Raw genomic sequence first — 12650 nt, forward strand, 5'->3', positions numbered from 1 at the left:
CGAAAGGCTGAACCGCTCTAGAGTATGAAACGGAGACGACACCATGCCTGCACCGCTCGATCGCGTCGATACCACAGCGGAGCTGCCCGTTGCCGCCGATGCTGTGGTGATCGGCGGCGGTATCGTCGGCATTTTCGCGGCCTATTATCTTGCCCGGCGCGGATTGAAGGTTGCGCTCGTCGAGAAAGGCCTTGTCGGGGCGGAGCAATCGAGCCGCAACTGGGGCTGGTGCCGGCAGCAGAACCGCGACGCCCGGGAACTGCCGATGTCGACGAAGAGCCTCGATCTGTGGGAGCGCTTCGCTGCCGAGACTGGGGAGGATACCGGGTTTCGCCGCTGCGGCCTCTTCTATCTCAGCAATAGCGACGAGGAACTGGCCGGCTGGGCACGCTGGCGCGACTTCGCGCGTTCGGTCGGCGTCACGACGCATATGCTGAGCGGTGCAGAGGCAACCGAACGCGGGCGCGCCACCGGCGCGTCGTGGAAGGGCGGGGTGTTTTCGCCGACCGACGGCACCGCCGATCCGGCACGCGCCGCGCCCGCCGTCGCGCGGGCGATCCTGAAGCTCGGCGGCACGGTGCATCAATCCTGTGCGGCCCGCGGCATCGACATCGAAGGCGGCAGGATCGCCGGCGTCGTCACCGAGCACGGCACGATCCGGACAAAAATCGCGATCCTGGCCGGCGGCGCCTGGGCCTCTACCTTCTGCCGCCAGCTCGGCATTCGATTTCCGCAGGCATCGATCCGTTCGTCGATCCTTTCCGTTTCGCCTGGGGCAAGCGGGCTGCCGGACGCACTCCACACGTCCGCGGTCTCCGTTACGCGGCGCAGCGATGGCGGCTACACGCTGGCGATCAGCGGCCGCGGCCGCGTCGATCCGACCGCGCAGCAGTTCCGCTTCGCCCGAGAGTTTCTGCCGATGTTCGCCCGGCGATGGCGCAGTCTCGCGCCCGGCGGCTTGGAGGGGTTTCGTTCCGGCCACGAGTCTCTTGCACGCTGGCGGCTCGACAGGCCGACGCCGATGGAGCGCATGCGCATCCTCGACCCCGCGATCAATCAGGCGACCATCCGCCTGACGCATGCGCGCGCGCTCGAGCTTCTACCCGCCTTGAAGAAAACCGGCATCAGCGCGGCCTGGGCGGGCTATATCGACAGCACACCCGACGGCGTGCCGGGGATCGGCGAGATCGCCTCCCTTCCCGGCTTCATCCTTGCTGCGGGCTTCAGCGGCCACGGCTTCGGCATCGGGCCGGGCGCCGGTCATCTGATTGCCGATATCGCCACAGGCGATGAGCCGATCGTCGATCCCCGGCCCTATCATCCGGACCGTTTCGGGACATCCGCCTGGGGCAAAGTGGCCGACTTTTGATTTCGGCTCGGCCGGAGGGACATTGCATGAAAAACGCCCACAAATTCTATATCGGCGGTGAGTGGGTCGATCCCGAAAGGCTGAGAGAGCTTCACGTGATCGATCCGTCGACCGAACAATCCATCGGAACGATAGCGATCGGCAGCATGGCCGATGCAGAGCGGGCGATCGAAGCCGCCCGCGCGGCCTTTCCGATCTTCTCACAGTCGACGAAGGCGGAGCGGCGGGCGCTCCTTGAGCGAGTTCTGATGATCCTGAAGCGCCGTCAGCACGAGATCGGCGACATCATCTCCCGCGAAATGGGTGCCCCGCTGGCCATGGCACGGGCGGACCAAGCGGGGCTGGGTGCGGCGCATTTCGAAGAGACAATCCGGGCTTTCGATGAGTTCGACTTCGAATATCTGCAGGGCTCGACCCGGATCGTTCACGAACCGGTCGGCGTCGTGAGCATGATCACGCCATGGAACTGGCCGATCAATCAGATTGCCTGCAAGGTGGCTCCCGCGCTGGCGACAGGCTGTACGATGGTGCTCAAACCGTCTGAGATCGCGCCCTTCAACGCTCTCGTCTTTGCCGAAGTCATGCATGAGGCGGGTGTCCCGAAAGGCGTGTTCAACCTGGTTCAGGGTGACGGACCGACTGCCGGCGCGGCGCTCGCCGGCCATTCCGATGTCGATATGGTCTCGTTTACCGGATCGACGCGGGCGGGGATCGCCGTCGCGCAGGCAGCGGCGCCGACCGTCAAGCGGGTGCATCAGGAACTCGGCGGAAAGTCGCCGAACATCCTATTGCGAAGCGCCGATCTTGGTTCGGCGGTCGCAGCCGGCCTGCGCCGGTGCTTCGCCAATTCCGGACAGTCATGCAATGCGCCGACCCGGATGCTGGTGCCGGCCGAACGCATGGATGAAGCGAGTGCCATCGCAGCAAGGGCGGCAGCATCGCTGACGGTCGGACCGCCTCATGACCCGGGCACTGATCTTGGTCCGGTGGCGAGCGCTGCCCAATTCGCCAAGATCCAGGCGCTGATCGAGAAAGGCATTGCCGAGGGCGCCGAATTGGTGGCCGGCGGTCCCGGGCGCCCATCCAATCTGAACGCGGGCTATTACGTGCGTCCGACGGTATTTGCGTGCGTGAAGAATTCGATGACCATCGCACGGGAGGAGATTTTTGGCCCCGTACTGTCGATCATCGGCTACGACACCGAGGACGATGCTGTCGCGATCGCCAACGACACACCCTACGGTCTCGCCGCCTATATCCAAGGCGACCCGCAGGAGGCGCGGACGCTCGCCCGTCGGCTTCGCACCGGCATCGTGCGCCTCAATCAATCCGCATGGGATAGCGCAGCTCCGTTCGGCGGCTATAAGCAGTCCGGCAACGGCCGCGAATACGGGAAGTTCGGATTGCAGGAATTCACCGAGATCAAGGGTATTGTCGGGCACGCAGATTAGGCATGCTCTGACGCGCCTGCCGGCTCAAAGCCGCCGTCACTTTCCGACCGACGATATTCGATGCAAAATACGGCGAATCCGCTGCAACCAGTGCATTCTGCCGCACCCTTTTCTTGATACTGCCGGCTATCATTCACCTTGAGGCCGCCATGTCCCCTTTAATCCACCACATCAGCAGCGATGAAACTCTACCCACGTCATCAGATGTCGTCATCATCGGGGGCGGGATTGTTGGCGCCAGCGCGGCCTATTTCTTGGCACGGCGCGGTCTATCGGTAGCGCTTGTCGAAAAGGGATATGTCGGCTGCGAACAGTCGAGCCGGAACTGGGGCTGGTGCCGTCGGCAGAACCGGGATGAACGTGAATTGCCGCTTGCCAATCTGGCGTTGCGCCTATGGGAAGAGCTGACCGTAGAGATCGGGCATGACCTTGGCTTTCGCCGTTGCGGGCTCCTCTATGCAACCGCTGATCCAAAGCAGCTCGGTGAATGGGAACGTTGGCGCGAGGTTGCCCGAAGGTTTGACGTCAATACCCGAATGCTGACCGCCAGCGAGGCCGCCGCCGCTGTTCCAGCGGCCGACGGCCGCAAATGGCTGGGCGGTGTCCACGCGGTGGACGACGGCAAGGCTGAGCCCTGGCTCGCCGCTCCTCGGATAGCCGAGGGCGCGCGCAAACATGGCGCGACCATTCATCAGAACTGCGCGGCGCGCGGCCTGGATATCACCAATCGCCAAGTAAGCGGCGTCGTCACCGAGAAAGGCCTTATCCGCACCAATAGGGTGCTATGTGCCGCCGGCGCCTGGGCTTCTGCTTTTCTGCGCGTGCATGCGGTTTGCCTGCCGCAGGCCAGTGTCCGTCAGACCGCCTTGCGGACCGGTCCTGCACCCGATTTTGGAGGCGCAATCTATACTTCTGATTGCGCCCTGACGCGCCGGATCGATGGCAGCTACACCATAGCCGTCAGCGGCAGAGCGACGCTCGAGCTCACGCCGCAGAGCATCCGCTATGCTCGCCCGTTTCTGCCGATGTTCCTGAAACGACGGAAGGCCGTCGAGATCGGCATAGGCCGCTCGTTTTTCGAGGGTCCGGAAACACTCGGTCGCTGGCGTCTCGATAGGCCGACCCCCTTCGAACGCATTCGCGTACTCGATCCTGCTCCGGACATTCGGATGACGGCTGCCATAATGGCGCGGATAAGAGCCCTGCTCCCCGCCGTTGCCGAGGCCGGCGTCACGTCTGCTTGGGGTGGATATGTCGACTCCACCCCGGACGCCATACCCGCGATTTCACCGGTGGACAGCATCGGCGGAGTGTTTGTCGCCGCAGGTTGTTCCGGACACGGCTTCGGCGCCGGCCCTGGCATTGGCCATCTGGCGGCGGATCTGGTCGGGGGCGACACGGCAATCGTCGATCCGACACCATTCCGCCTCTCGCGTTTCAGGGACAGATCGAAAATTGAGGTTGGCGCCATCTGACGCAATTCATTCGCGTGGAAGCACAGGCACAGAGCGATTGCGAGCTGGCGCATTTCTATGGGGTCAAAGCGCGATCTTGCCCGATCCGTAACAGAGAAGGATTCGCACACCGAGTTAACGTGATGAACTGCTGCACATTTCCCCCAATCAGTTTCCAACACCCGGATGGGAAATCATATGTCAATTCAAACTGCCAGTGCCTCTGTCAGAAAGCTGGCTTTCATCCACACGGTGTCCGATCTTGTTTCGGAGTTTCGGGCCCTTGCTAAAGAACATTTGCCCGACTGGAAGCCGTTCGCGATCCTCGACGAGAGCCTGTTGAGAAATACCATCGAGCGCGGGTCTTTATGCCATCTGACGAAACGAAGGCTGGCTACCTACGCATGGTCAGCAGTCGACGCCGGGGCAGATGCGATCGTCGTCACATGCTCAACGCTTGGGCCGGCGGTCGATGCCATTGCGCCGCTTTGTCCTGTGCCGCTGTTCCGTATTGACGAAGGCATGGCCAAAGCCGCTGTCGCGCATGGAAACCGCATAGGCGTCCTAGCGACATTATCTACAACGCTGGTGCCGACAGCAGATCTGCTGAGGCGCCAGGCATGCGAGGCGGGCAAAAATGTCGTGATCGACGATGTGCTTGTTCACGGGGCGTTTCAATTCCTCGCCGATGGGAACGTCGAAGCGCATGACGCGCAAATCCGCCGAGCGCTGGAAGAGCTGTCGCAGAAGGTCGACGTGATCGTTTTTGCGCAGGCCTCGATGGCTCGTGCAGTGCAGGGCATGCACCACGGTCTTCCAGTTCTGACAAGCCCGGTACTTGGGATCGAAAACGTGAAACGGCGTTTGGCGGCGCCAAAGGACCAGGGCGGAACCTAACGGAGTCGGGGTGCGGTAGAGCGGAAAATGACACCTCGACGGTCAGCGTCGACGACGCTTGATCACCATGCGGAAGGACTCCGGGAATCTCTTTAGGAGACCGCGGCCATCCGCACGATGCTGGCAGGCGAAGTCCTGCGGCCGTCGGCGGTCTGAAAGTGGGAAATTCTTTCGTTCAACAGTTCCACCTGCTGCCGAAGCCTGTGAATTTCCGCGGTGTTTTCCTCCACCATTGCTGCGTTGTGCTGGGTGATATGCTCGACGTCGCGAACGGCGTTGTTCACCTCGTCGATGCCCTTGTATTGCGTGGTCGTGGAAGCAGAAATGACCTGCACCAGTCCATTAATCGAGGTGAAGTGCTCCATGATGGCAGAAAGCGCATGGCCGGTTTCCTCGACGAGGGTGACGCCGGCGCCAACCTGCGATGCGCTGTTGGAGATGAGGTCCTTGATCTCGCGGGCAGCCTTGGCGCAACGCTGGGCAAGCTCACGCACCTCCTGAGCAACCACGGCAAAACCTCTGCCGGCCTCGCCTGCGCGCGCCGCTTCCACACCCGCGTTGAGGGCAAGAAGATTGGTCTGGAACGCGATCTCGTCGATCACACCGATGATGCTGGTGACCTTCTCGGACGACCGGTTGATGGCGCCCATGGCATCGACGGCCTTCGCCACGACGGCTGCGGAATGCTCGGCCTGGCGGTGTGCTTCCGCAACCGAAAGTGATGTCTGGCGGGCGTTTTCAGCGGTCGTCCGCACGCTGTCGGTCAGTTCACCCAGCACCCGCGAACTCTCCTCTAGCGCTGCGGCCTGCTGTTCCGTGCGCCGCGCCAGATCGTCGGCGGCGCCTGAAAGATTGGTGCTGCCCTCGGCTATCTCGTAGGTCGTGTTGCGGACCTCGGCGAGCGTCAGGCGCAACGCATCGATGGCGTGATTGTAGGTTTGCGCCATCGCGACATAGTCTGCGGCCAGATCCTCGCTCATCTCGGCCGCGAGATTGCCATTGGCAAGCTTGCCCAGCATGTCCGACAGCGCCGTCAGAGCCTCACTCTGTTCCGCCTCGATGCGCGCCTGCTCGGCGGCGCGGCGGGCCTGCTCCCGTTCGTCCCGCGCCCTGTTTGCCTCGGCCACCTCTTCCAGCCTTGTCTTCTCAAGCGCCTGATCGCGGAAAACGGTCACCGAGCGGATCATGTCGCCGATTTCGTCGCCACGCTTGCCGTCGCCGATGGCAACGTTCAGATCGCCGGCGGCAAGCCGCATCATCGTCTGGGTGATCCGCTTCAGCGGCCCACGCAGAGTTTCGATCAGCATGAGGCCGCCGATGATCGCAAGCACGGTGCCCGCAATCATCGCCGCGAGCGACATCGTCGCCGAGCGCTGGCTGATTTCCTTGCCGCTCTCCTGCGCCGTGCTGACGAACTGTTCGAGCGTATGGCTTGCGTCGGCCACAAGTGCGGTCGCCGCCTCCTTGTCCGCGCGCCACCGGTCGGCGATCGAGATCAGAAGCGAGGTGTCCTTCTCGATCGTCGCAAGCGACGGCTCGATCTTCTTGGCAAGATCCTGCAGCGCGGCATTTTTACCGCTCAAGGGAACAAGCTTTGCAGCGCTTTCGCGCAATGCCTTGAGATCGGCGAGAACCTCATCCCGCGACTCTGCATCGACCCGCCTGTTCAGTTCACTCAGGTGCAGGCGCAGATCGTCGATCGATTTGAAGGCGGTGTTGACGATCGCCACCATCGAACGAAGCGTTGAAATGCTCGCATCCATGCCGGTAAAGCGCTCGATCGCCGTGTCCGCATTGCCGGAGGCGAGTTTTGCAAATTGTTCCTGCAGGCCCTGCAGATCCTGATCGACGGGAGCGTAAGCTTCGAGCGTCAGGCGGCTGTCCTTGGCCATGGGGGCGAGCTTGTCCAGGACCGGCTTTAGCGCAGCGATCTGGCTTTGAGCCTTGTCGGAGGCAAGCGCCCCGCTGTCGGCGACCTCTTTGACCAGCGGCGGCAGAAGGCTGCCGATGGCCTGGCCGAGCTTCTGAGGGTCGGCTGCCGCCGCGGTCGCCTTGCGCAGTTTGGCAATGCGACCCGCGAGATTCTTATAGGCCGAGGCGTCGAGAAGAAGCGCCCGGACGAAGGCCTCCTTGCCATTCGCCTGATCCTGGAGAACGTCGAGCTGTTTGCGCGCCGTCTGGCTTTCCTTAAACAGCCCGGCCACCGCGTCGTCGATCGCCTGTTCGGTATTGACGCGCTCCTGCGACACAGCCCATAGCGCGTCGGCGGCGCGCTGCATCTTAGCCCCGAGTTCGCGCACCGCGGCGATCTGCTGCTTTTGTGCAGGATCGATCAGCATGGCATCGAGCGTCGCCGCGCCCTTCTGCTGATCGGAGATGCTGGCGATCAATCGATCGCGCGTGGCCGCTGTCGGAAGATCGGTAAAGGCGGTCAGCGAGGATCGCAGTTGCTGGAAACTGGAAAGGGTATCGATCGTCTGCCGGGTCAGGGTCATCTGCCCGTTCAGCGTGCCGGCGGTGAAATAACCGAAAAGACCGATGCCGGCGATGAGAACGATCAGCGGCACGACGAAGAAGAGCACCTTCGTCACGATCCGCATACGTTGCAACAGTCGGTCAATCAACGCCATAAGGAAGCCCCCGCCCAGGAAATTGCCTGCTTCTCCGGCGCGACCAATCACATCGACATACAGCTTCAGCGGTCATGTCGATGTGACCGCAATTAGCAGTCGTTGCGCCAGCTTGTCACGATAGCCAGAACTCTTAAAAAAATGGTCAATGGTGTCGAGTTTTTTGGAACATACGAAATAGCGATCGAGGGCGCATTTCTGCGCCCTCGTCTCGTCTTCTCAGCCGATCGCCATCAGGCTGGCATTGCCGCCGGCTGCGGCGGTGTTGATCGACGTGGACACCTCCTCCAGCAGCCAGTTCAGGCAATAGGCCTCGGGATCGCTAGCCAATTCCTCGCTCGTCGCAGCCTGGACCAACAGAAGCGGCCCCGGCAGAGCAGCGATCCTCTGATTGACCACCAGAACCCTGTCGCGATCGCCTTCGACAAGTGCGCCGGAGAACGGCCCGTCTTTCTCCCAATCCGACGTCCAGGAAACCCGGCCGGAGACGGCGGCCGGCAGGTCCGCCAGGACCGATTTCGCGAAGGAACCCGCATCCACGACAACGTGGTTGCCGGTCGACAGGGCTGCGGCGATCTGGCGATAGAGCCCGGTTTCGGTCTGCGGCACGGCTAGAATGCGGCCGCGGGGATGGAGCGCATAGAGATTTCGCTCGCCGACCGGACCGGTGAGTTCGCGTTCGAGCCCGAGCGCCGAACGGCTTGCATATCTGCGCGCCGCTTCCCCTTCGGCCGGCAAACCCTTCTTGTCGAGCCAGACGATATAATCGCGAAGGGCAAGGTCCGTATGGACGGAATCCTGCTGCGGCGGCACGGGAGCGCGCTGCACCAGCCGGCCGATATAGAGCGGACCACCGGCCTTCGGACCCGTTCCCGACAGGCCGCGGCCGCCGAAAGGCTGCACGCCGACGACGGCGCCGATGATGTTGCGGTTGACGTAGAGGTTGCCGGCCTTGATGCGGCTGGTCACATGCGCGATCGTTTCGTCGAGCCGGGTGTGAAGCCCGAAGGTGAGGCCGTAGCCGGATGCGTTGATGTCGTCGATCAGGCGATCGAGGCCGTTTCGCTTGAAGCGGACGACATGCAGGACCGGCCCGAAGATCTCCCGCGTCAGGTCCGACAGGGCCTTGATCTCGATGATCGTCGGCGGAACGAAGGTCCCGACCGCGGCACTTTCGGGCAGCGGCAGCTGATCCACCTTGCGGCCGGCGCCGCGCATCTGCTCGATATGCTGGTCGATCTCGGCCTTCGCGCCATCGTTGATGACAGGACCGACATCGATGCTCAGCCGATCGGTACGGCCAATCGTCAGTTCGCGGAAGGCGCCCTTCAGCATGGCGAGGGTCCGGTCGGCCACATCGTCCTGCAGGCAGAGGACGCGGAGCGCCGAGCAGCGCTGGCCGGCGCTGTCGAAAGCCGAGGCAATGACATCGGCCACCACCTGCTCGGCGAGAGCCGAGGAATCGACGATCATGCCGTTCTGGCCGCCGGTTTCGGCAATCAGCGGGATCGGCTTGCCTGACGAAGACAGCCGTTCGGCGAGCTGCGCCTGGATCATTCGGGCGACTTCGGTCGAGCCGGTAAACATGACGCCTGCCGTTTCCGGGGCACCCACCATGCCGGCACCGAGGCGGCCGCTGCCGGGCACGAATTGCAGGGCGCCGACAGGCACGCCGGCCTCATGGAGGATCTTGACGCTCTCCGAAGCTATGATCGGCGTGACGCCGGCAGGTTTGGCAAGCACGGGATTGCCGGCCACCAGTGCGGCGGCCACCTGCCCGGTGAAGATCGCCAGCGGGAAATTCCACGGGCTGATGCAGACGATGGGCCCGAGGGGCGCATGGGACGGCCCGAGCGTCTTGCGCGCCTGTTCGGCGTAGTAGCGCAGGAAGTCGATTGCCTCGCGCACCTCACCGACGGCATTGGCGGCGGATTTGCCGGCTTCGCGCATGATGATGCCCATCAGCGTCTTGATGCGGGCCTGCATGATGTCGGCCGCCCGCTCCAGGCAGGCAGCGCGCTCGGCCGGCGGCACCGCGGCCCATTGCGGCGCATGCTTGGCCGCCATCGCGACGATCCGGGCCGCCTCTTCGACCTTCAACTCAGTGACCGTGCCGACGACGTCGCGGTGATCGGCAGGATTGAGGACGTCACGCGTCACCCCATCCGTGGAGCCATCGGCAAGGATCGGAAGTGCGTGCCAGGGATTGGCAGCCGAGGCGGCGAGCGTCTCGGCCAGGTCGAAAAGTGTCGCCTCGTTCGAGAGATCGAGACCGTCGGAATTGGCGCGGGCGCTGCCGTAAAGCGCCTTCGGCGCGGCGATCTGCACGTGAGGTGCGCCGACGACCGGCATGGCGGCGACCGTCTCGGCAGGATCGGCGATCAGCGCCTCGACCGAGACATTCGGATCGGAGATGCGGTGCACGAAGGAGGAATTGGCGCCGTTTTCCAGCAGACGCCGCACCAGATAGGCAAGCAGCGTCTCATGCGTTCCGACAGGCGCATAGATGCGGCAGGGCCGATCGAGCTTTTCCTTGCCGACGACTTCATCATAGAGAGGTTCGCCCATGCCGTGCAGGCACTGGAACTCGTATTTGCCGACGGCGAAATCGGGACCGGCGAGATGATAGATCGTCGCCAGCGTCTGCGCATTATGGCTGGCAAACTGCGGGAAGACGGCGTCGGGCGCGTTCAGCAGCTTGCGCGCGCAGGTGATATAGGCGACGTCGGTATAAATTTTGCGGGTATAGACCGGATAGTCGTCGAGGCCATCCAGCTGGGCGCGCTTGATTTCCGCATCCCAATAGGCGCCCTTGACCAGACGCACCATGACCCGGCGCCTGGAACGGCGGGCGAGATCGATGACATAGTCGAGCACGAAGGGGCAGCGCTTGCCATAGGCCTGCACGACGAATCCCAGCCCATTCCAGCCGGCGAGATCAGGAGCAAAGCAGAGTTCTTCGAGCAGATCGAGCGAAAGCTCCAGCCGGTCGGCTTCCTCGGCGTCGATGTTCAGGCCGATATCGTAGGACTTGGCGAGAACGGCGAGCGCCTTGACCTTCGGCAGCAGCTCTCCCATCACCCGGCCGGCCTGCGCCCTGACATAGCGGGGATGCAGGGCCGAAAGCTTGATCGAAATACCAGGGCCGTCATAGATGCCGCGCCCGTTCGAGGCTTTGCCGATGGCGTGGATCGCCTTTTCGTAATCCTTGAAATAACGTTCGGCATCGGCAGCCGTCGTCGCGGCCTCGCCCAGCATATCGTAGGAATAGCGGAAGCCGCGCGCTTCGAGCGGCCGGGCGCGCTTCAGTGCCTCCTCGATCGTTTCGCCGGTGACGAACTGCTCGCCCATCATGCGCATCGCCATATCGACGCCGCGACGGATGACCGGCTCGCCGGCACGCGCGATCAGCCGCGTCAGCGCCGCGGACAGGCTGCGGTCGTTGACCGTCGACGTCAGCTTGCCGGTGACGACGAGGCCCCAGGTGGCGGCGTTGACGAACATGGATTTGCCGCCGCCGATATGCGAGGTCCAGTTGCCCTCGGCGATCTTGTCGCGGATCAGCGCATCGCGGGTGTCGGTATCGGGAATGCGCAGCAGCGCTTCGGCAAGGCACATGAGCGCCACGCCTTCCTGGCTGGAGAGCGAATATTCCTGCACCAGCCCCTCGACGCCGGTGCCCTTATGCTTGGCGCGCAGCGCCTCGATCAGCGTGCGGGCGGTACTGCGAATGTCGTAGCGCTTCGCCTCGGAAACGCGCGCGGCCGCAACGAGGGGCGGCAGGCATTCGGTTTCCGGGCGGCGATAGGCCGCCGTGATGGCCTGGCGAAGTTCCGATTGCGGCCGGATCGGCGGGGCAAAGGCGGCGAAGGGTGCGCCGCCGGCGGGTTCTTTGGAGGAAGCGGTGTCGATCGCTGCGTTCAACATGGGAGTCCCTGATCAGTGAATGTTTCGTCTAACGGATAAATGGAACACCGGGCTCATCGTCCCAGGTGTCATGATCCGTAAAAATCGGGCCGGAATATTCCGTCTCGTGAAGCGGACGCGCATTGGGCTTGTCCCGCTTGAGGGTGAAGGCGGCAGCGACCGCTCTTATCGCCACCGGCCGGTAGTGAGCGAGCAGATCCAGTCTTTGATCGCCATCCGCTTTTCTCTCATGCATCTATGATCCCCCTTTTTGCGCGTCGCAGCTACCGATTCCGGCAATGCGCCGAGCGTCCGCGCCCTTCCTCCCGTTGCCGATGCATAATCTACCACAGCCGCAAATCGCGATCTCACTTGATTTCAACGGTTTTCAAGCTGTATGAACTTATAAATCGAGCACAGAGAGTTCAAATGGCCACAGAAACCGACATCTTTAGTGAATTGGACCAGTTCGACAGGAAAATCCTCGCCGCACTCGCCGAGGACGGCAGGCTGTCGATCACCGATCTCGCCGCGCGCGTCGGGCTTTCGAAGACACCATGCCAGATTCGCTTCAAGCGGCTGATCGGCGACGGCTATATCGAAGGCTTCAAGGCCGTCCTCAATCCGTCGAAAATGCAGCTCGACCACATCGCCTTCGTCGAGGTGAAGCTTTCCGATACCCGCGAGGATGCGCTGAAAAGCTTCAACGAGGCCATCAAGAAGATCCGGGAAGTCGAAGAGTGCCACATGATCGCCGGCAGGTTCGATTATCTCCTCAAGATCCGAACCCGCGATATCGGCCGCTACCGCCGCGTGCTGGGCGAGCGCATCTCGACGCTGCCCCATGTTGCCAACACCTCGACCAATGTGGCGATGGAGACGATCAAGGAAGGCTGGGACAAATTCGGCTCGAGCCTTTCGTGAAGGAAGACGGCTGCCCACA

Annotated in this window: 8 protein-coding genes; 5 read left to right on the forward strand and 3 right to left on the reverse strand. The window is 62.9% G+C overall.

The window, feature by feature from the left end:
- Window positions 1–43 precede the first annotated feature (43 nt).
- The 4 genes from K6N12_RS31675 to K6N12_RS31690 all read left to right on the forward strand — a co-directional run bounded on the left by K6N12_RS31675 (window position 44) and on the right by K6N12_RS31690 (window position 5171).
- Window positions 44–1369: an NAD(P)/FAD-dependent oxidoreductase gene (locus tag K6N12_RS31675; RefSeq protein ID WP_097629768.1), complete on the forward strand. Its 1326-nt coding sequence runs from the start codon at window positions 44–46 to the stop codon at window positions 1367–1369.
- 26 nt (window positions 1370–1395) lie between these two features.
- A complete protein-coding gene (locus K6N12_RS31680) occupies window positions 1396–2820 on the forward strand; it encodes an aldehyde dehydrogenase family protein (RefSeq protein WP_222134772.1) in 1425 nt (474 codons plus the stop codon).
- A 149-nt stretch (window positions 2821–2969) separates the two neighbouring features.
- Entirely contained in the window at window positions 2970–4295 is a 1326-nt protein-coding gene (locus K6N12_RS31685) for an NAD(P)/FAD-dependent oxidoreductase (protein ID WP_097629766.1), read from the forward strand.
- Window positions 4296–4472: 177 nt separating this feature from the next.
- Window positions 4473–5171, forward strand: coding sequence for an aspartate/glutamate racemase family protein (locus tag K6N12_RS31690; protein WP_097629765.1), 699 nt, complete (start codon window positions 4473–4475; stop codon window positions 5169–5171).
- A 92-nt stretch (window positions 5172–5263) separates the two neighbouring features.
- Here the strand turns inward: K6N12_RS31690 and K6N12_RS31695 are convergent, their stop codons facing one another.
- The 3 genes from K6N12_RS31695 to K6N12_RS31705 all read right to left on the reverse strand — a co-directional run bounded on the left by K6N12_RS31695 (window position 5264) and on the right by K6N12_RS31705 (window position 11963).
- Window positions 5264–7801 carry a methyl-accepting chemotaxis protein gene (locus K6N12_RS31695; protein WP_097629764.1) on the reverse strand — a complete coding sequence of 846 codons (2538 nt, stop codon included), beginning with the start codon at window positions 7799–7801 and terminating at the stop codon, window positions 5264–5266.
- A 219-nt stretch (window positions 7802–8020) separates the two neighbouring features.
- Window positions 8021–11728, reverse strand: a complete 3708-nt coding sequence (gene putA, locus K6N12_RS31700; RefSeq protein WP_097629763.1) for a trifunctional transcriptional regulator/proline dehydrogenase/L-glutamate gamma-semialdehyde dehydrogenase — start codon at window positions 11726–11728, stop codon at window positions 8021–8023.
- Window positions 11729–11756: 28 nt separating this feature from the next.
- Window positions 11757–11963, reverse strand: a complete 207-nt coding sequence (locus tag K6N12_RS31705; protein WP_097629762.1) for a hypothetical protein — start codon at window positions 11961–11963, stop codon at window positions 11757–11759.
- 173 nt (window positions 11964–12136) lie between these two features.
- Between K6N12_RS31705 and K6N12_RS31710 the strand changes: the two genes are divergently transcribed.
- Complete coding sequence (locus K6N12_RS31710; RefSeq protein WP_097629761.1) at window positions 12137–12631, forward strand: Lrp/AsnC family transcriptional regulator; 495 nt, start codon at window positions 12137–12139, stop codon at window positions 12629–12631.
- Window positions 12632–12650: the final 19 nt, after the last annotated feature.

The organism is Rhizobium redzepovicii (assembly GCF_019793435.1).
GTDB lineage: Bacteria > Pseudomonadota > Alphaproteobacteria > Rhizobiales > Rhizobiaceae > Rhizobium > Rhizobium redzepovicii.

Excerpts from the sequence above, each read along its gene's own strand:
- K6N12_RS31685 (WP_097629766.1), top strand. The coding sequence starts at position 2,970 with ATGTCCCCTTTAATCCACCACATCAGCAGCGATGAAACTCTACCCACG.
- K6N12_RS31690 (WP_097629765.1), top strand. The coding sequence starts at position 4,473 with ATGTCAATTCAAACTGCCAGTGCCTCTGTCAGAAAGCTGGCTTTCATC.
- K6N12_RS31695 (WP_097629764.1), bottom strand. The coding sequence starts at position 7,801 with ATGGCGTTGATTGACCGACTGTTGCAACGTATGCGGATCGTGACGAAG.
- K6N12_RS31705 (WP_097629762.1), bottom strand. The coding sequence starts at position 11,963 with ATGCATGAGAGAAAAGCGGATGGCGATCAAAGACTGGATCTGCTCGCT.
- putA (WP_097629763.1), bottom strand. The coding sequence starts at position 11,728 with ATGTTGAACGCAGCGATCGACACCGCTTCCTCCAAAGAACCCGCCGGC.
- K6N12_RS31680 (WP_222134772.1), top strand. The coding sequence starts at position 1,396 with ATGAAAAACGCCCACAAATTCTATATCGGCGGTGAGTGGGTCGATCCC.
- K6N12_RS31675 (WP_097629768.1), top strand. The coding sequence starts at position 44 with ATGCCTGCACCGCTCGATCGCGTCGATACCACAGCGGAGCTGCCCGTT.
- K6N12_RS31710 (WP_097629761.1), top strand. The coding sequence starts at position 12,137 with ATGGCCACAGAAACCGACATCTTTAGTGAATTGGACCAGTTCGACAGG.